Annotated in this window: 14 protein-coding genes, 2 tRNA genes and 1 riboswitch; of the genes, 7 read left to right on the forward strand and 9 right to left on the reverse strand. The window is 71.7% G+C overall.

Annotated features, from left to right (window positions below):
* Nucleotides 1-18: 18 nt before the first annotated feature.
* Nucleotides 19-1,368 (forward strand): PrsW family intramembrane metalloprotease, encoded by a 1,350-nt coding sequence (locus IE244_RS20535; RefSeq protein WP_191875035.1) that lies wholly within the window; start codon nucleotides 19-21, stop codon nucleotides 1,366-1,368.
* Nucleotides 1,369-1,408: 40 nt separating this feature from the next.
* On the opposite strand, the gene IE244_RS20540 is transcribed toward IE244_RS20535, so the two are convergent.
* Nucleotides 1,409-2,353 carry an aldo/keto reductase gene (locus IE244_RS20540; protein WP_191875036.1) on the reverse strand — a complete coding sequence of 315 codons (945 nt, stop codon included), beginning with the start codon at nucleotides 2,351-2,353 and terminating at the stop codon, nucleotides 1,409-1,411.
* Nucleotides 2,354-2,477: 124 nt separating this feature from the next.
* Nucleotides 2,478-3,506, reverse strand: a complete 1,029-nt coding sequence (locus IE244_RS20545) for a M23 family metallopeptidase (RefSeq protein WP_031164697.1) — start codon at nucleotides 3,504-3,506, stop codon at nucleotides 2,478-2,480.
* A gap of 9 nt (nucleotides 3,507-3,515) precedes the next feature.
* Nucleotides 3,516-3,692: riboswitch (cyclic di-AMP (ydaO/yuaA leader) on the reverse strand.
* A 342-nt stretch (nucleotides 3,693-4,034) separates the two neighbouring features.
* Between IE244_RS20545 and IE244_RS20550 the strand changes: the two genes are divergently transcribed.
* A tRNA-Met gene (locus IE244_RS20550) sits at nucleotides 4,035-4,108 on the forward strand.
* 119 nt (nucleotides 4,109-4,227) lie between these two features.
* On the opposite strand, the gene IE244_RS20555 is transcribed toward IE244_RS20550, so the two are convergent.
* Nucleotides 4,228-5,361, reverse strand: a complete 1,134-nt coding sequence (locus tag IE244_RS20555; RefSeq protein ID WP_191875037.1) for a dihydrofolate reductase family protein — start codon at nucleotides 5,359-5,361, stop codon at nucleotides 4,228-4,230.
* A 54-nt stretch (nucleotides 5,362-5,415) separates the two neighbouring features.
* Here IE244_RS20555 and IE244_RS20560 point away from each other — a divergent pair, with 54 nt between their 5' ends.
* Both IE244_RS20560 and IE244_RS20565 read left to right on the forward strand, forming a co-directional pair.
* A complete protein-coding gene (locus tag IE244_RS20560; protein ID WP_191875038.1) occupies nucleotides 5,416-5,967 on the forward strand; it encodes a MarR family winged helix-turn-helix transcriptional regulator in 552 nt (183 codons plus the stop codon).
* A 145-nt stretch (nucleotides 5,968-6,112) separates the two neighbouring features.
* On the forward strand, nucleotides 6,113-6,748 hold the full coding sequence (locus IE244_RS20565) for a GTP cyclohydrolase II (RefSeq protein ID WP_191875039.1): 636 nt from the start codon (nucleotides 6,113-6,115) through the stop codon (nucleotides 6,746-6,748).
* 80 nt (nucleotides 6,749-6,828) lie between these two features.
* Here the strand turns inward: IE244_RS20565 and IE244_RS20570 are convergent, their stop codons facing one another.
* Both IE244_RS20570 and IE244_RS20575 read right to left on the reverse strand, forming a co-directional pair.
* Entirely contained in the window at nucleotides 6,829-8,250 is a 1,422-nt protein-coding gene (locus IE244_RS20570; protein WP_191875040.1) for a DHA2 family efflux MFS transporter permease subunit, read from the reverse strand.
* Nucleotides 8,251-8,279: 29 nt separating this feature from the next.
* The gene (locus tag IE244_RS20575; RefSeq protein ID WP_229854245.1) at nucleotides 8,280-8,918 is read right to left on the reverse strand and encodes an NADPH-dependent FMN reductase; all 639 of its coding nucleotides are present in this window, start codon (nucleotides 8,916-8,918) and stop codon (nucleotides 8,280-8,282) included.
* 168 nt (nucleotides 8,919-9,086) lie between these two features.
* Here IE244_RS20575 and IE244_RS20580 point away from each other — a divergent pair, with 168 nt between their 5' ends.
* Entirely contained in the window at nucleotides 9,087-9,800 is a 714-nt protein-coding gene (locus IE244_RS20580) for a TetR/AcrR family transcriptional regulator (protein WP_229854246.1), read from the forward strand.
* A 353-nt stretch (nucleotides 9,801-10,153) separates the two neighbouring features.
* The gene (locus tag IE244_RS20585) at nucleotides 10,154-10,807 is read left to right on the forward strand and encodes a DUF2637 domain-containing protein (RefSeq protein WP_191875041.1); all 654 of its coding nucleotides are present in this window, start codon (nucleotides 10,154-10,156) and stop codon (nucleotides 10,805-10,807) included.
* Between the two features lie 480 nt (nucleotides 10,808-11,287).
* Here the strand turns inward: IE244_RS20585 and IE244_RS20590 are convergent.
* The 4 genes from IE244_RS20590 to IE244_RS20605 form a co-directional block, all read right to left on the reverse strand.
* Nucleotides 11,288-11,360: transfer RNA gene (locus IE244_RS20590), tRNA-Lys, on the reverse strand.
* Between the two features lie 110 nt (nucleotides 11,361-11,470).
* Nucleotides 11,471-12,976, reverse strand: coding sequence for an amino acid permease (locus IE244_RS20595; protein ID WP_191875042.1), 1,506 nt, complete (start codon nucleotides 12,974-12,976; stop codon nucleotides 11,471-11,473).
* Between the two features lie 103 nt (nucleotides 12,977-13,079).
* On the reverse strand, nucleotides 13,080-15,221 hold the full coding sequence (locus tag IE244_RS20600; RefSeq protein WP_191875043.1) for a DEAD/DEAH box helicase: 2,142 nt from the start codon (nucleotides 15,219-15,221) through the stop codon (nucleotides 13,080-13,082).
* A gap of 251 nt (nucleotides 15,222-15,472) precedes the next feature.
* Nucleotides 15,473-15,985 carry a hypothetical protein gene (locus tag IE244_RS20605; RefSeq protein ID WP_191875044.1) on the reverse strand — a complete coding sequence of 171 codons (513 nt, stop codon included), beginning with the start codon at nucleotides 15,983-15,985 and terminating at the stop codon, nucleotides 15,473-15,475.
* 228 nt (nucleotides 15,986-16,213) lie between these two features.
* Between IE244_RS20605 and IE244_RS20610 the strand changes: the two genes are divergently transcribed.
* Nucleotides 16,214-16,555 carry a metallopeptidase family protein gene (locus tag IE244_RS20610; protein ID WP_373305765.1) on the forward strand — a complete coding sequence of 114 codons (342 nt, stop codon included), beginning with the start codon at nucleotides 16,214-16,216 and terminating at the stop codon, nucleotides 16,553-16,555.
* Nucleotides 16,556-16,609 lie beyond the last annotated feature (54 nt).

The raw sequence follows: 16,609 nt of genomic DNA on the forward strand, positions 1-16,609 counted from the left end.
ACCGTTAGGGTCGATGCCGTGGCCACCAGTCCTCCGTTTCCGCCGTACCCGCCGGGCCCCGAGGGCCTTGTGCTCCGCCATCCGCACTGGTGGCAGCGCAGGTGGGTGCGGTACGGGGCGCTGATCACCCTGCTGGCGCTGTCCGGGCTGGTCATCCTCGCGCTGGTGCGCAGGCAGACCGGCACGGAGGGGTTCCTCGTCGGGCTCGGGCTGGCCATGCTGCCCGTGCCCTGGCTCATAGCCGCGTTCCGCTGGCTGGACCGGGTGGAGCCGGGCCCCTGGCGGAACCTGGTCTTCGCCTTCGCCTGGGGAGCGTGCGCGGCGGCGCTGATAGCCATCGTCGCCAACAGCTTCGCGACCAAGTGGATAGCCACCGCCACCGCCGACCCGGCCAGTGCCAACACCCTCGGCGCCACCGTGATAGCGCCCATCGTGGAGGAGTCCGCCAAGGCCGCCGCCGTGCTGCTGGTCTTCCTCTTCCGCAGACGTGACTTCACCGGGATCGTGGACGGGATGGTGATAGCCGGGATCACCGCCACCGGCTTCGCGTTCACCGAGAACATCCTCTACCTGGGCACGGCCTTCGGGACCGACCAGCTGACCGGCGGCAGCGGCATCGCCTCCGTCACCGCCGCCACCTTCTTCGTGCGCATCGTGATGTCCCCGTTCGCGCACCCCCTGTTCACCACCCTGACCGGCCTCGGCTTCGGCATCGCCGCGCTCTCCGCCGAGCGGCAGCGGGTGCGGCGGGCGCTGCTGCCGGTCTGCGGTCTGCTGCTCGCGATGAGCATGCACGCCTTCTGGAACGGCTCCTCCACGTTCGGCGAGTTCGGGTTCTTCGCCGTCTACGGCGGCTTCATGGTGCCCGTGTTCGGGCTGCTGACCTGGCTCGCGATCTGGACGCGGCAGCGGGAGCTGCGGACCGTGCGCGAGGAGCTGCCGGCGTATGTGCCGGCCGGGTGGCTCGGGCCCGCCGAGCCGTTCGCGCTCGGGTCGATGCGGGCGCGCCGGATGGCCCGTGACTACGCCCGCCACCACGCCGGCCGCCCCGCGGCACGGGCCGTGGCGCAGTACGAGGCGTACGCGACGTCGCTGGCGTCCCTGCGGCAGCGGGGCCGCAGGGGAAAGGCCGGGGCGGACTTCGTCGTACGGGAGCGGGAGCTGCTGGACGAGCTGTGGAACCGGAGGGAAGCGGCCCGGCCGGCCCTGGAGTACGCGGCCAGGGCCTCTGTTCCGGCACCGGTGTACTGGGCACCGCAGCTGCCTGTGGCGTACGGGCCGGCGTACGGCTATCCGGCGGCGCCGATACCCACGGCGTACGGGTATCCGGCGGGGCCGTATCCCGCGGACAACCCGTACCGGTCGTAGCCGGCCGGGTCGCGGGGAGTCCGCCGTTTGGCCGGGAAGGTCACGCGGACGCTTCCGTCAGCTTCGCCAGCTCCGCTTCCGTAAGCCTCAGCTCCGCCACTCCCAGCAGGGCCGGGAGCTGATCCACCGTGCGGGCCGAGGCGATCGGGGCCGTGATCGTCGGCTGGGCGGCCAGCCAGGCGAGGGCGACCGTGGCGACGGGCGCCTCGTGGGCGGCGGCGACCTCGTCCAGGGCCGCCAGCACCTTCCGGCCGCGCTCGGAGTCGGCGTGCTTCGCCGCGGAGCCGGCCCGGGCGCTGTCGACCTGGGTACCGGGGCGGTACTTGCCGGTGAGGAAGCCCGAGGCCAGGGAGAAGTAGGGCACCGCGGACAGGCCTTCCCTGGCGGCCAGGTCCTGCAGCGGGCCCTCGTAGGTGTCGCGGGAGACCAGGTTGTAGTGGGGCTGCAGGGCGACATAGCGGGCCAGGCCCTCGCGGGCGGAGAAGTCCAGGGAGGCCTGCAGGCGCTCGGGGGTGATGTTGGAGGCGGCGATGTGCCGGACCTTGCCCGCCTTCACCAGCTCGTCCAGCGCGCCGATGATCTCCTCGACCGGCACCTCTGGCTTGTCGAAGTGGGTGTAGTAGAGGTCGATGTGGTCGGTGCCCAGGCGGCGCAGGGAGGCGTCGGCGGCGGCCTTGATGTTGGCCGCGGACAGGCCCTGGTACTCGGGGTGCTGGCTGACCTTGGTGGCGATGACGACGCTGTCGCGGTTGCCGCGGGCCTTGACCCACTTGCCGATGATCGTCTCGGACTCACCGCCCTTGTTGCCCTCGACCCAGGCGGAGTAGGCGTCGGCGGTGTCGAGGAAGTTGCCGCCCGCGGCCGTGTAGGCGTCGAGGACGGCGAAGGAGGTCTCCTCGTCGGCGGTCCAGCCGAAGACGTTGCCGCCCAGGGAGAGCGGGAAGACCTTGAGGTCGGAGGAACCGAGCGTGCGCAGAGAAGTCATGCTTCACGTCAACACCGGCGACGGATGATCGCATTCCGTCGCCGGCGTCGATTTCACACGTTTCACACGGCTGCCACGGATACCACCGGTGGCACGGATGACACCGATGGCGCGGGCGGGAGGGTCAGGGGGTGAGCCCCTTGTCCCGCAGCCACGGTGCCGGGTCGATGCCGGTGGCCTGGCCGCCGGGGTGGACCTCCAGGTGCAGGTGCGGGCCGGTGACGTTGCCGGTGGCGCCGATACGGCCGATGACCTCGCCGGTGGAGACCTTCTGGCCGACGGAGACGTTGATCGAGGACTGGTGGCAGAACCACAGCTCGGTGCCGTCGTCCAGGGTGAGGACGGTGCGGTAGCCGTAGGCGCCGGCCCAGCCCGCCTGGGTGATCGTGCCGCTGTGGATGGCCTTGATGAGGGTGCCGGTGGGGGCGGCGAAGTCGAGTCCGGTGTGGTAGCCGGAGGACCACATGGCGCCGGGCTGGCCGAAGGTGCCGGTGATCGTGTACGAGACGACGGGCAGCTGGTACTGCTTGGCCAGCTCGGCCAGGCGCTTGGCCTCGGCCGCCTTCTTGGCGTCGGCCTCGGCCTTCTGCTTGGCGGCGGCGGCCTTGGCGGCGGCGTCCTGCTCCGCCTTGGCCGCGGTGTCGGCGGTCTGCTTCTCGGCGGCGGCGAGCGCGACGGCGGTGGCCTTGCTGTCGGCCTTGCTCCGCTGCTGCTCGGCCTGGGCCATGATCCGGTTGCGCAGGGTCTCGCCCGCGTCGGAGTCCTTGCTGTCGGCCGAGGTCACGCCGGCGCTGCTGAGCGCGGTGGCATGCGCCTGGTGCGTGTCGGAGGAGTCGTCGCCGAAGAGGTGGCTGACGGAGTCCAGGTCCGGCAGGGATATGGAGACCGGCGGCTTGCCGGTGTTGGCGCTGGCCATGCCGCCCGCACCGACGGCGGCCACCACGCCGACGCCGAGGACGGTGGAGCTGCGCGCGAAGCCGCCGCGCTGCTTGGCGACACGGTGCCGGCCACGGACGGGGGCGAGGGATTCCTCGGTGGGGTTCCACTCCTCCCAGGGGCCCTCTTCGGTGCGGTAGGCGCCGTAGCCGAAGGTCTCGGGCTCGGCCTCCGCGGGCATGAACGGGGCTTCTGGGGCAGGCCGGTTGGACGCCACGCGGGCGTACTCCTTTCCTTCCTCCGCCTACCGGGTTAGCTGACGGGTTCGGAGCAGGAAGGTCTCCTACGCGCGTATACCGGGCGTGGACTCCGTGAGTTCACCGAGTTCAGTGCGGCAGCCGCGAGATTCACCCCAGGGTTGGTGGTTCCCCGGTTCCCTTGCGGGATTCGGCGCGTGCGCGCGGAGCCGCCTCTTGTGACGGCTGGGACGACCGCGCTGCGTTATCGAACGTTAATAGACCTGCTGGTTACTTTCCAAGCCGTTCGGCTTGATCATTAACGTTTCCCGGGCCGGACTTACCGGTCAGGAGTGCGGCAAACCGGGCGAGTTGGCCTGCGTTCAGGAGTCTCGGCGTTTTTGATGGTGACTCAGATGTTATGCGGAGGGCTGCCGTCCGGTCACCGTCGGTGAGGGTGACCACGGGAACGGGGGCGGTGGACCGCCCCGGGCGAGCGGGCGGCCGGCGCCCCGGGACAAGCCGTGTGCGTGACGCCCTGAACATGAGGTACTCTGGAGTCACAACGACGCGGGGTGGAGCAGCTCGGTAGCTCGCTGGGCTCATAACCCAGAGGTCGCAGGTTCAAATCCTGTCCCCGCTACTCAAGGCTCAGGGCCGGAAGCCAGTGATGGTTTCCGGCCCTGAGTGTTTTCCCGGCCGACCGGGCCGCCCCGCCCCCGAAGGGGCGCGGGGCCGTGTCCGCCGTGCCGCTTGGCCGCCTCACCCGAGCAGGTGGGTGTTCGGCGCCTTGGCAAGCGCCTCCAGTTCCGGCAGTACGACCACCTCGGCACCGCCCTTGACCAGGACGCCCGTCCCGTCGGCCGAGGAAACGAACGTGTCCGGCTCCCGCCAGGCCGTGACCACCCTGCGCACCCCCGCCCGCAGAATCAGCGCGGCACACGGCGCCGGCCGCGAGGCACGCCGGGCGCACGGCTCCAGACTGCTGTAGACCGTGGCGCCGGCCAGCCGGGGATCCGCCGGATCGATCTTCGCGAGCGCCGCCTCCTCGGCGTGGACCACGGGGTCGCCCCCCTCCCGCGAGTGGCCCCGGGCGAGCTCCGTGCCATCGGCGGCGACCACCACCGCACCGACACTGAACGCCGTCTCCGAGACCGGACACCGCTCCGCCAGCCGGCAGGCGGTCCGCAGCCAGTGCCGGTCGGCGGCGGTGGGGACCGGGCCGGTGCCGGGGGCGGTGGGCTCGTAGCGCATGAGGACCACGTCCTCGATACGGCGGGTTTCCGTCAGACGCAGCCGGCCGGCCTGGAAGGTGCCCGGACCGAACAGGCGGGGGGCGGCCGGGTCGCCGACGAACAGCGGGGCCAGGACCAGCTGGAGCTCGTCGGCGAGGCCCAGCTGGAGCAGCTGGGTGTGGACCGTGCCGCCGCCCTCGACCATCAGGCGCCGTACGCCGCGCACGTCGTGCAGGTGGCTCAGCAGGGCGCGCCAGTCGAGGCCGGGGCCGAGCGGGACGATGCCGGCGGCGTCGCCGAGGCGGTGGGCGGCCTGTTCGGCGCCCCGGTCGGTCGTGTAGACGAGCTTGTCGCCGCCGGTGTGCCAGAAGTTGGCGTCGGGATCGAGGTCGCCGGTGGCGGTGACGGTCACCTTCAGCGGGTACTCCGGCCTGCCCTCGGCCAGGCGGGCCGCGCGGCGCTCGGCGGAGTTGACCAGCAGCCGGGGGTTGTCGGCACGGATGGTGCCGGCGCCGATCAGGATCGCGTCGACCGAGGCCCGTACCGCGTCGACCCGGTCGAAGTCGGCCGGACTGGACAGCAGCAGTCGTTCGGGGCCGGTGTCGTCCAGATAGCCGTCCAGGGAGACGGCGGCGGACAGCAGCACATAGGGGTACGACATCGGCGCGCTCTCCCGGCTCTTGGTTCAAGTTTGAAACAAACCTACACTGGCAGCATGACGACCCGCTGGCTCACTCCCCAGGAGCAGCGCGCCTGGCGCGCGTACCTCGCCGCGACGCACCTCCTGGAGGACGCGATCGACCGACAGCTCCAGCAGGACGCCGGCATGCCACACCTGTTCTACTCCGTGCTGGCCAACCTCTCCGACGCGCCCGACCGGCGGCTGCGCATGACCGATCTCGCCGAGACGCTGAAGATCACGCGCAGCCGGCTGACGTACGCGGTGACCCGCCTGGAGCGGGACGGGCTGGTGCGCCGGGAGGACTGCCGCTGGGACAAGCGCAGCAGCATCGCCGTACTGACGGACGAGGGGACGGCCGTGCTGGAGCGTGCGGCGCCCGGGCACGTGGAGACCGTGCGGGCCACCCTGTTCGACCGGCTCTCTCCGGAGCAGGTGGGGCAGCTGGAGGAGATCTGCACCGGGATCGCGCGCGGGCTGCAGGGCGGTGGCACCGAGCCCGGGGCGGAGGACGTGCCCTGGCGGCGCCGGGCGTCCTGTTCGTCGACCGAGTCGTCCCCGCCGGTCCAGCCACGCCGGTCGCCGTAGCCACTCCAGGCACGCCCAGACCCCACGCATCCCAGCCACCCCGGGCACCCCAGGCGCGAAAAGCGATTGCTTTAACTTTTAAGCATGGGGTAGGGTCCTGCGCATCGCTGCTTCAAATCTGAAGCAATCGCTCGGAGGGATCCGCATGCCCGACACCCCTGCCGCCACGCCGCGCGCCCGCGTCCGGGTACCGCTGCGCTTCCACGACGGCTACAGCGTGGACTCCGAACTCGTCACCTTCCACGGCCTGGCCGACGGCGAGGAGCATGTCGCCGTCGTCCTCGGCGACCCGGGCCCCGTCCCGCTGGTGCGCCTGCACTCCGAGTGCCTGACCGGCGATGTCTTCGGCTCGGCCCGCTGCGACTGCGGAGCCCAGCTGCGGGAGGCGGTCGAGCGCATCGCCGGCACCGGAGGCGTCCTGCTCTACCTCCGCCAGGAGGGCCGCGGCATCGGCCTCTACAACAAGCTCGACGCCTACGCCCTCCAGGACCAGGGCCTCGACACCTACGAGGCGAACGCCGCGCTCGGCCTGCCGGAGGACGCCCGCGACTACACCGCCGCCGCGCAGATGCTCAGCGCCCTCGGCATCACCGAGCTGGACCTGCTGTCCAACAACCCCGACAAGGCCGAGCAGTTGCGCGCACGGGGCGTCGCCGTACGGGACCGGGTGCCGACCGGCGTCTTCACCACGGCCCACAACGTCCGCTACCTGCGCGCGAAGGTCCTCCAGACCAGCCACACCCTGCCCCTGACGGAACTGACGGAACTGACCGCGGGCTGACCCCGGCGCAGCCTGCCGGCCCGGGCCCTGGCCCGGGTCAGGGGCAGGGGCAGGGGCAGGGGGTTTGGAGGTTCCGCCCCTCACCGCGCATGACCACGGCCCGGGAGGCGCAGGGCGGGCAGGGCCGCAAGGGCCAGGAGCGCCGCCGCGACCGCGTACGCGGTGCGGAACCCGGACGGGTGCATGCCCGCCGAGCCCAGCACCACCGACAGGACGGCCGTGCCGACGGAGGCGCCCAGCTGGGAGTCGATGCTCAGCGCGGTGCTCGCCGCGGGCAGCCGCTCCCCGGGCAGCTCCCGGCTCGCGGTGGTCATCGTCGGCATCAGCACCATGCCGGTGCCGACGCCCATCACCATGGCCGACGCGACCATCCGCCAGGCCGCGACCCCGGGCACCCCGGACTGCCAGGCCAGCAGGGCCATCCCGAGGGCGGCGACCGCGATGCCGGCCGGGATCAGCCGGCGCGGGGCCACCCGGTCGATCCGGCGGGCCGCGATCTGCATCGTCACACCAACGACGAGGCCGACCGGAGTGCCCAGCAGCCCGGTCGCGGTGGCGCTCAGGCCCCGCACCTGCTGCCAGTACAGCGGGCCGAGCAGCATCGAGCCGAAGTAGCCGCACGTGAACAGCGCGAGGGTGCCGGCGCCGGCGGCGAAGGTGCGGTCGCGCAGCAGCCGCAGGTCCAGCAGCGGTGCGGAGGCGGTGAGCGCCCGCCGCACGAAGGCCACCGCGAGGGCGGCGCCGGCGAGCGTCGGCACGAGGGCACCGGGCGCACCGAAGTCGCCGCGCTCACCGCCGCGGGACAGGCCGTACAGCAGCAGGGCCAGCCCGGGCGAAAGCATCAGCAGGCCGGGGAGATCGAGGCGGGCGGTGGTCTTCCCGGGTCCGTTCGCCGGCGTGTCCGGCGGCAGCAGCCGTAGGGCGAGGGCCAGGGCCAGGGCGCCCACGGGCAGGTTGACCAGGAAGATCCAGTGCCAGGAGGCGGCGTCGACCAGCCAGCCGCCGAGTACCGGCCCGGCGACCGGCCCGACCAGGACGGGCAGCCCGCCCACGGCCATCGCGCGGCCGAGCCGGCTGCGGTCGGCGGCGCCCATCACCATCGCCATGCCGACCGGCTGCAGCAGCCCGCCGCCGAGTCCCTGCACCGCCCGGAAGGCGATGAGGCTGCCCGCGTCCCAGGCGCACGCGGCGAGCAGCGAACCCAGCGTGAACAGGGTGAGGGCGGTCATGTAGGTGCGCTTGGCGCCGATCCGGGCCATGGCCCAGGCGGCGGTCGGGACGACGGCCGCCAGTGCGAGCGTGTACGCGGTGGCGGTCCACTGGATCGTCTGCAGCGAGGCACCGAAGGACTGCGAGAGCCGGCGCAGCGCGACGTTGACGATCGTCATGTCGAGCACCGCCATCACGGTGCCGACGACGGTCACGGCCAGGGTGCGGTTCAGGGCCGTGGACGGGGCCGGGGCCGGGCGGGCCGGGGTCACGGCGGGCGCGGGCGCAGGCATCTCCCCCACCTCTGCTGCCTTCCCCGCCCTCAGCCCGCGTACGGGCGCTCGGCCCGCGCGGTCCGCAACGCCCGGGCCCACCAGGTGAGTTGACCGAGCATGCCCTTCGCGGCACCGGCGCACACGGCCGCGTCCCGCGGTGTGCCGTCCTCACCGAGACCGGACCAGGGCCCGTGCAGGCTGACCGAGTCGCGCACGGTCGTCGCGTGCAGTTCGGCGAAGACCAGCCGGAGTTGCTCGACCGCGCGCAGCCCGCCACCGAGGCCGCCGTACGAGACGAAACCCACCGGCTTGGCGTGCCACTGGGTGTGGTGCCAGTCGATGAAGTTCTTCAGGGACGCCGGGAAGCTGTGGTTGTACTCGGGCGTGACGACGACGAACGCGTCGGCGGCGGCCAGCCGTGGCGAGACATCCCGCAGCACGGCGGCGGCCTCGGGGCCCGGCGCGCCGCCCCAGCCGGGCAGCACCAGCGGCAGGGGGGTCTCGGCGAGGTCGATGACGTCGAAGTGCAGGCCCTCGTCCCCGGCGGCGGTGCCGAGGAACCAGTCGGCGACGGCCCGGCCCTGCCGGCCCTCCCGGACGCTGCCGACGAGGACGGCGACGCGCAGCGGCGCCTCGTCGCCGACGGGCACGGCGGCGGTGACGGCTTCCTTGCTGGTGACAGACACAGATGTCCCCCTTGTGCGGTGGCAGGGCCGCCCGGTGCGGCCCCCCGGACCACAAAGTACAACGCCCGTTGTAAAAATTACAACGGGCGTTGTAACTCCGGTAGAGTGGCGGGTCAGGGCGGGTCAGGTGACGGGTCAGGTGGCGAGTCGGGTCACGAGGAGGCAGGCGTGAGCGAGGCGGGTGCGGGCGAGACGAACGAGTCCCGGCTGGCTAAGGCGCGACGCGAGGTCTCACCACGCAGACTGGAGAAGCAGATGGCGATCGCGAGCGCGTCGTGCACGCTCTTCGGCCGCGAGGGCTACACGCGCGCCTCCGTCGACGCACTGGCCGCCGAGGCGGGCATCTCCACGCGCACGCTCTACAACCACTTCCCCGGCGGCAAGGCGCAGCTCTTCGAGACCGTGGTGACCTGGACGTCCAACGAGGTCCGCGACGCCCAACTGACCCTCCTGCGCGCGGTGCTGGACCCCGAGAGGCCGCCGCGCGCCGGGGACCTGGAACGCGTCCTGGTCGCGCTGGCCCGCGCCTTCGTCGGCCTCATGGCCGACTACCCGAACCACTTCGCCCTCGTCCGCCACATCCACGCCGAGGCCGACCATGTGCCACCGGAGGTCCTCAAGGCCTGGTACGAGGCGGGCCCGGGACCGGTCGGCCGCGCCCTCGCCGAGGCGATGCGCCGACTCGCCGACACCGGCCTGCTCGACCTGCACGGCGACGCGGCGATGACCGCCGCCCACTTCGTGGCCCTGACCACCCACACGATCGTCCAGTCCACCAACTACGGCGTCCGCCCGCTGCCTCAGGCGGAGACGGAACGCCTGATCGGCGGTGGGGTGGCGGCGTTCCTTCGGGCCTACGGGCGCACCGGCCCCACCCGTTGAGCACCGGGCCTCGGCCGATTCCACCTCCACTATATTCACGGGATGAAATTTCCCGGCTACTCGCATTTTCCCTATGTGCTGTCATAGGACCCGCCGAATACTGCTTTCGGGCCACGGAAACACCCGAATGCCGGACACCCTCGCCGCCCGAGGGGCTCGTTAGGCGGTCGTGACACGGACTGAGAGGCTCGCGGCCGGGTATCTTCGCTCGGCGCTCACATTTCAGATGGACCCCGACGACAGCGACGCACGCTTTGACGGGTGCTCAGATCTCCTCGACGAGTTCCTGAGGAGAATCACCCAGCTGGAAACTGAGTACCTGCAGGCGATGGTGGGGCTATAGGACTTACGTGATGGACAGGATTCAGGACGAAGACGTCTTCAGCGACTCCGAGTTCAGCACGATCGAGATAGAGTGGGACCCGGTCGAAGAGCTGGCCCAGATGCTGTCCGCCGCATCCGGCGCGAACCCCGAACCGAACCAGGCGCACGAACGGTCCAGCCACAGGCGGGCCCGCCGGCGGATCCGCACGGAGCCCCGCTCGCCCGAGAACAACCGAAGCGCTCATGTGACGATCCTGATCGCGACGATCTCGGTGTGCGCGATCTGCATGTTGGGCTGGTCGTTCTCGTATTCGTACACCCAGCTCCGCGCCACCGCCTCCTCGGTACTCCCGATGAGACTCGCCCAGTGGTGGCCGCTGACGGTGTACGGGCCGTGGCTCGTGGCGGCTCTTTCCATTCTGCGGGCCACCGTGCAGTGTCGGAGTGCGCGGAGATCCTGGGGTGTGGTACTGGGCGCCTCCGCCATGGCGGTCGCCCTGTGCGTCAGCCATTCATCACATTCACCGCTTTCACTGATCATCTTCGGAATTCCACCGATCACCGCTCTGGTGTGTTTCTGGGAGATCGTCGGCCAGGTCTCGTCCAAGGTGTCCAAGCCCCGGCATGCCGCGCACAGCCGGCGGAACTCCAAGCCGCAGACCCCGCCGTACGAAACCCCGTGAGGCCCGCACGAGGCCGCTGAAGCGTCGTCCGGGCCGGCCGGAACCGGCCCGGGCAGCGGCGGCCGCGGTCACCGACCGTATGCGTTCGACATGCGGAGTGTGCGGGTCTACGCAAGCCTGGGTCTCACATTCCCCCACGACGCACGTCTGGCGGGAGGACCCAGAAAGGACCGCTCACCATGCGACACATCAGTGCACTCTTCATCGCCGCGCTCCTTGCAGCCTTTGCGATCCCGGCGGGTGCCGCTTCGGCCGCCCCCTCCCACGTGTGCGACACCCACACGATTAGCTCGCTCTGCTGGTGACCTCTTCTTGAACGGGACAGGCCACGACCGTGTGGAGGTCGCGGCCTGTCCCCGTCCCCGGATCCGGTCCCCGGGCCGCGTCCGGCAGCCTGAAACAAAGCAGCGTCCGGGTCAGCCGAAGCCGACCCGGACGCTGCGTAGCAGGTCAGAGGGGGTGAACCCTCCCCCGCAGCCGTAGGCCCTGTGGGACTCGAACCCACAACCAATGGATTAAAAGTCCACTGCTCTGCCAATTGAGCTAAGGGCCCAGGCGATGTTGCCTGTCCGAGCATAGCCGGACGAGGCCGTGTCTCCGATCGGGTATCGGTGACCCGGCCGCGTCGGGTGGGGTTCGGAACGGGAAGAGCGGGCCGGATGGTTACTTTTCGACCAGACTCGGCGCGGCGCTCCGCTCCCCGGCAAGGAACCAGTGGCGGGCCGAGGCCAGCCACCAGGCCGCCGCGAAGCCGAGGACGACGAGGACGGCGAAGGGCGCGTAGTTGAAGGTCTTCCAGGTGACCGGGGAGACCTGCGGCAGCATGAAGAGAACCGTGATCACCACGACCCAGGCCACCGAGACCACGCCGACCGCCCCCGACCAACGGCCCAGGTGCCAGGGGCCGCGCTCGAAGGCGGCGCCCCTGCGGACCCGCAGGAAGGTCGGGATGACGTACGCGATGTAGAGGCCGATGACCGCGATCGACGTCACCGCCGCGTAGGCCGTCGAGTTGATCAGATACGGCAGGCCCAGGGCCAGGGCGCCCAGCGCGGCCAGCCAGACCGCCGCCACGGGGGTGCGGGTGCGCGGGCTGACCGTGTGCCACAGGCGGGAGAACGGCAGCGCCCCGTCGCGCGAAAAGGCGTAGATCATGCGGCTGTTGGCGGTGACGGACGCCATGCCGCAGAACAACTGGGCGCCGATGACGACCAGGAGGAGGAGCTTGCCGGTGGTGGCGCCGAGTGCGTCCAGGAGGATCTGGGCCGGGGGCGCACCCGTCGGGGAGGCGAGTTCCCCGTCGTAGGACTGGATGGCGAAGGTGAAGCCCAGCAGGAGCACGAAGCCGGCGATCCACGACGTCCAGATGGAGCGGACGATGCCCTTCGGGCCGGCCGTGGACGCGTCGTGGGTCTCCTCGGTCATGTGGGCGGAGGCGTCGTAGCCGGTGAAGGTGTACTGGGCCATGAGGAGGCCCAGGAGGACGACGTACGGGCCGCTGCCCCAGCCCGTCTCGTTGACGAAGTGCGTGAACACGAAGGACGCCGACCGGTGGTGGTCGGGGACGAACGCCAGCGCGCCGACGATCACCGCCACGCCCAGGACGTGCCACCAGACGCTCACGCTGTTCAGGAACGCGACGATGCGCACCCCGAAGGTGTTCAGCAGCCCGTGCAGCACGAGGATCGCCGCGAACAGGAGGACCGTGCGGCCGGGGGTCACCTCGAAGCCGAACTGCAGGTTCAGCCAGGCGCCGAGGAAGGAGGCCGCACCGAAGTCGATGCCGGCGGTCACCGCGACCTGGCCCAGCACGTTGAACCAGCCGGTGAACCAGGCCCAGGCCGCCGCCGAGCGCGGTGGTGCGAGGCGGTGGGCCCAGAAGTACAGGCCGGCCGAGGTCGGGTACGCCGAACAGATCTCGGCCATCGAGAGGCCGACGAACAGCGTCATCAGACCCACCGCCACCCAGCCCCAGGTGATCACCGCGGGCCCGCCGGTGGTCATGCCGAAGAGATAGAGGGTCAGGCAGCCGGACAGCACCGAGATGATCGTGAAGGAGACGGCGTAGTTCGAGAACGCCGACATCCGCCGGGCGAGGACCTGTGTGTAGCCGAGCTGGGCCAGCCGCTCCTCGTCCGACAGCCCACCCACTCTCGCGTCTTCTGTCATGCCCCCAGCAATTCCCTCGACGGGGGCGTGACATGCGTCACGCGGTGACGGAAAAGGGCCCGCACGACCGGAGTCGTACGGGCCCTCGTCAGGTCACTCGGCGTCAGCCGTTGCGCTTCCAGCGCGGCTTGTCCTCACGGCGGCCGAAGGAGCCGTTGCCACGGTGGTCGTCACGACGGCCGTAGGGGCGCTCGTGGCCGCCGGAGCGGAAGCCCGGGCGGTCGTCGCGGCGGTCGCGGTTGAACGGACGGTCGCTGCCCCGGTGCCCGCCGCGCTCGTCGCGACGGAAGCCGCCACGGTCGTCACGGCGCTCGAAGGAACGGCCACCGCGGTCGTCACGACGGTCACGGTCGAACGGACGGCGCTCGTCGCGACGCTCGAAGGAACGGCCACCACGGTCGTCACGGCGCTCGAAGCCGCCACGGTCGTCGCGGCGCTCGAAGGAGCGGCCACCGCGGTCGTCACGACGGTCACGGTCGAACGGACGGCGCTCGTCGCGACGCTCGAAGGAACGGCCACCACGGTCGTCACGGCGCTCGAAACCACCACGGTCGCGGTCGAACGGGCGACGCTCGTCACGCCGCTCGAAGGAACGGCCACCGCGCTCGCCCCGGTCGCCCCGCTCGTCGCGGCGCTCGAAGCCCCGCTCGCCACGGTCACGGTCGAAGGTCCGGCGCTCCCGGCGCTCGTACGGCGCCGAGGCCGCCGGGCGCTCCTCGCGCTCGGTCTCGCGCTCCGCCGGCTGCTCGGCCACCGCGAGCTCCTCGGCCGCCGTCGCCTGCGCCTCGGCCACCGCGGCCTCGGGGTCCTCGCCGCGCTCGCGGGCGACCCGGGCCACCAGCCGGTCGGCCTCCTCGCGCAGCTCCGTCGCACGACGCTGGGCGCGCTCCAGCTGCTTGGTGAGCTGGGCGACCTCACGCTCGGCCTGCTGGGCCGCGTTGCCCGCGGACTCCGCCTGGACCTCGGTCATGGAGCGGGCGCCGGTGATCTCGGCGACCTCCGGGTCGAAGGCGGCCCCACCCTGGATGATGTGGCGCGCGGCGTCGACGCCGGCGTCCTCCATCAGACGGAAGATCTGGCGCCGCTGGTGCGGCAGGGACAGCGAGACGACCGTGCCGGTACGGCCCGCACGGGCGGTACGGCCGGCGCGGTGCAGGTAGTCCTTGTGGTCGCCGGCCGGGTCCACGTTCAGGACCAGGTCGATGCCGTCGACGTGGATGCCGCGCGCGGCGACGTCCGTCGCGACCAGGACGTTGACGTAACCGTCCTTGAAGTCGGCCAGGGTGCGGGTGCGGGCGCCCTGGGTCATGCCGCCGTGCAGCGCGTCGGCCTTCACGCCGGCCTCGCGCAGCTGCTCGGCGACGCGGTCGGCGCCCAGCTGGGTGCGGACGAAGATGATCGTGCGGCCCTTGCGGGAGGCGATCGCGGCGGTGACCGGCGCCTTGTCCTTGGGCTTCACGATGAGGATGTGGTGCGACATCGTCGTGACGGCGCCCTGGGCCGCGTCCACCTCGTGGGAGACGGGGCTGTTCAGGTAGCGGTCGACGAGGGTCTGGATCTCGTTCTCCATCGTGGCGGAGAAGAGCATGCGCTGGCCGCCCGCCGGGACCTGGTCGAGCAGCTCGGTGACCTCGGGCAGGAAGCCCAGGTCGGACATCTGGTCGGCCTCGTCCAGGACGGCGATCTGCACGTCCTCCAGGGAGCAGGCGCCGCGGTTGATGATGTCGCGCAGGCGGCCCGGGGTGGCGACGAGGATGTCGACACCGCGCTCCAGGGCGTAGATCTGGTTGCCCATGGAGGTGCCGCCGCAGACGACCTTCATCTTCAGGCCGACGACGTCGCCGTACGGCTGGAGGGCGTCCGCGACCTGCATGGCCAGCTCACGGGTCGGGGTGAGGATGACGGCGCGGGGCCGCTTCTTCTCGGTGCGGCCGCCGGCCAGCTGGGCCAGGGTCGGCAGACCGAAGGAGAGGGTCTTGCCGGAGCCGGTGCGGCCACGGCCGAGGATGTCCTTGCCGACCAGGGCGTCCGGGATGGTCGCCGCCTGGATCGGGAAGGGGGTCGTCACGCCGTTCTGTGCGAGCTTGCGCACAACGCCCTCGGGGAGGCCGAGGTCGGCGAAGGTGGTCTGGGGGGTGGTGTCGGGGGCCTCGGGGGCCTCGGTGACCTCGGTCGTCACGTCGACGAGTTCGTTCTCGAGCTCGTTCTCGGACACGACGAACTGATCAGCACTGGACACGGACATGCGAATGCGAAACCTTCCGGAGTCTCTTCGGCACGCGCCCGTCAACTCCGTGATTCGCTCACGACCGCCTCAATGCGGTCCGCCACGGCAAAGGAGAGTACGCGCCACACGGCGCGCTCTGTGGTGGCGCCGGGCAAATGGGATCAAACGATCTACCACCATACGCACCCAACACCCCTGAAGGCAAACCGGGCCTCATAGTCGCAGGTCAGCTAGGCACCCGCAGCTCGGCTCGGCGCCCGCTCGGCCCCTCACGCGGGTACCCCGGCCGTGGGCGCGGGCTCACGCTGGACGAGCTGCGGTCCGGTCTCCTCGTGCGCCGAGGAGGACGGCTCGGCCGACGGCGGCTCGGAGGTCGCCGGGGGCGGGGTGGAGGCCGGAGGCGGCTCGGGCGGGGCGGAGGTGACCGGCGGAGCCGGCGGGGCCTTGGTCGGCGCCGGGTCCACGGGCCCGGCGGTCTTGCCGGGCTTCGCCGGGGCCGGGGAGGCGCTGTCCTCGGCGGACGGGGTGGCCGACGCGGAGGCCCGCTCCTTCGGCTTGGCCTTGCCGCTGCGGCCGTGCTTGCCGTCGCCCGCCGCCCTCTCCCGGCCCAGGCCGCGGGCGCCGGCCACCGGGCCGCCGTCGGGCGCCTTGCCGCCGCGCTGCCCCGCCGAGTGCGTGGGCCTGGCCGGGCTCGCGTCGTCACCCACGTTCACACAGCCGGCGGCAGCGGCGAGGGCCAGCACCGTGACGGTGAGCCGGACGGGTACGGGCAAGGGGCGCACGGCGGCCACCTCCGGGGGCGGGGAAAGGAGTCAACCTCCCCAACTCCCGCTACCCACAAGAGGACACGCGTCCCGCACGCATCCCCCGCCGGCCGCACCCGCGTCCACACCGGACCCCCGCGGGCGTACGGGCGGGCGTCGCCGATGCCGGAGTGGGCGGCCGGACCGGCGGAGCCCCGCATCCTCCCGACTCGGGAAGCCCTCCCCGACAATGGCCCTGTGCTGGAAATGACACGCGACAGGTTCGAAGAACTGGTGAGTGAGGCCCTGGACCGGATCCCGCCGGAGCTGACGCGGGTCATGGACAACGTGGCCGTCTTCGTGGAGGACGAGCCGCCCGCCGACGACCCGGAGCTGCTGGGGCTGTACGAGGGCACCCCGCTCACGGAACGCGGCGAGTGGTACGCCGGGGTCCTCCCGGACCGCATCACGATCTACATGGGCCCGACCCTGCGCTCCTGCGAGACGGCGCAGGACGTGGTCCAGGAAGTGGCCGTGACGGTCGTCCACGAGGTGGCGCACCACTTCGGCATCGAGGACGCGCGGCTCCACGAGCTGGGCTGGGGCTGATCTCCCGGCGGACCCGCACACCGCGCGAGGAACGCGCGTCGGGGGGCGCCGACG

The sequence above is a fragment of the Streptomyces filipinensis genome (assembly GCF_014649495.1).
Lineage (GTDB): Bacteria > Actinomycetota > Actinomycetes > Streptomycetales > Streptomycetaceae > Streptomyces > Streptomyces filipinensis.

Bases quoted from the DNA above. Each gene is read 5' to 3' on its own strand.
- IE244_RS20570 (WP_191875040.1), bottom strand. From the start codon at position 8,250: ATGCCTGCGCCCGCGCCCGCCGTGACCCCGGCCCGCCCGGCCCCGGCC.
- IE244_RS20540 (WP_191875036.1), bottom strand. From the start codon at position 2,353: ATGACTTCTCTGCGCACGCTCGGTTCCTCCGACCTCAAGGTCTTCCCG.
- IE244_RS20600 (WP_191875043.1), bottom strand. From the start codon at position 15,221: ATGTCCGTGTCCAGTGCTGATCAGTTCGTCGTGTCCGAGAACGAGCTC.
- IE244_RS20585 (WP_191875041.1), top strand. From the start codon at position 10,154: ATGGACAGGATTCAGGACGAAGACGTCTTCAGCGACTCCGAGTTCAGC.
- IE244_RS20610 (WP_373305765.1), top strand. From the start codon at position 16,214: ATGACACGCGACAGGTTCGAAGAACTGGTGAGTGAGGCCCTGGACCGG.
- IE244_RS20555 (WP_191875037.1), bottom strand. From the start codon at position 5,361: ATGTCGTACCCCTATGTGCTGCTGTCCGCCGCCGTCTCCCTGGACGGC.
- IE244_RS20595 (WP_191875042.1), bottom strand. From the start codon at position 12,976: ATGACAGAAGACGCGAGAGTGGGTGGGCTGTCGGACGAGGAGCGGCTG.
- IE244_RS20560 (WP_191875038.1), top strand. From the start codon at position 5,416: ATGACGACCCGCTGGCTCACTCCCCAGGAGCAGCGCGCCTGGCGCGCG.
- IE244_RS20565 (WP_191875039.1), top strand. From the start codon at position 6,113: ATGCCCGACACCCCTGCCGCCACGCCGCGCGCCCGCGTCCGGGTACCG.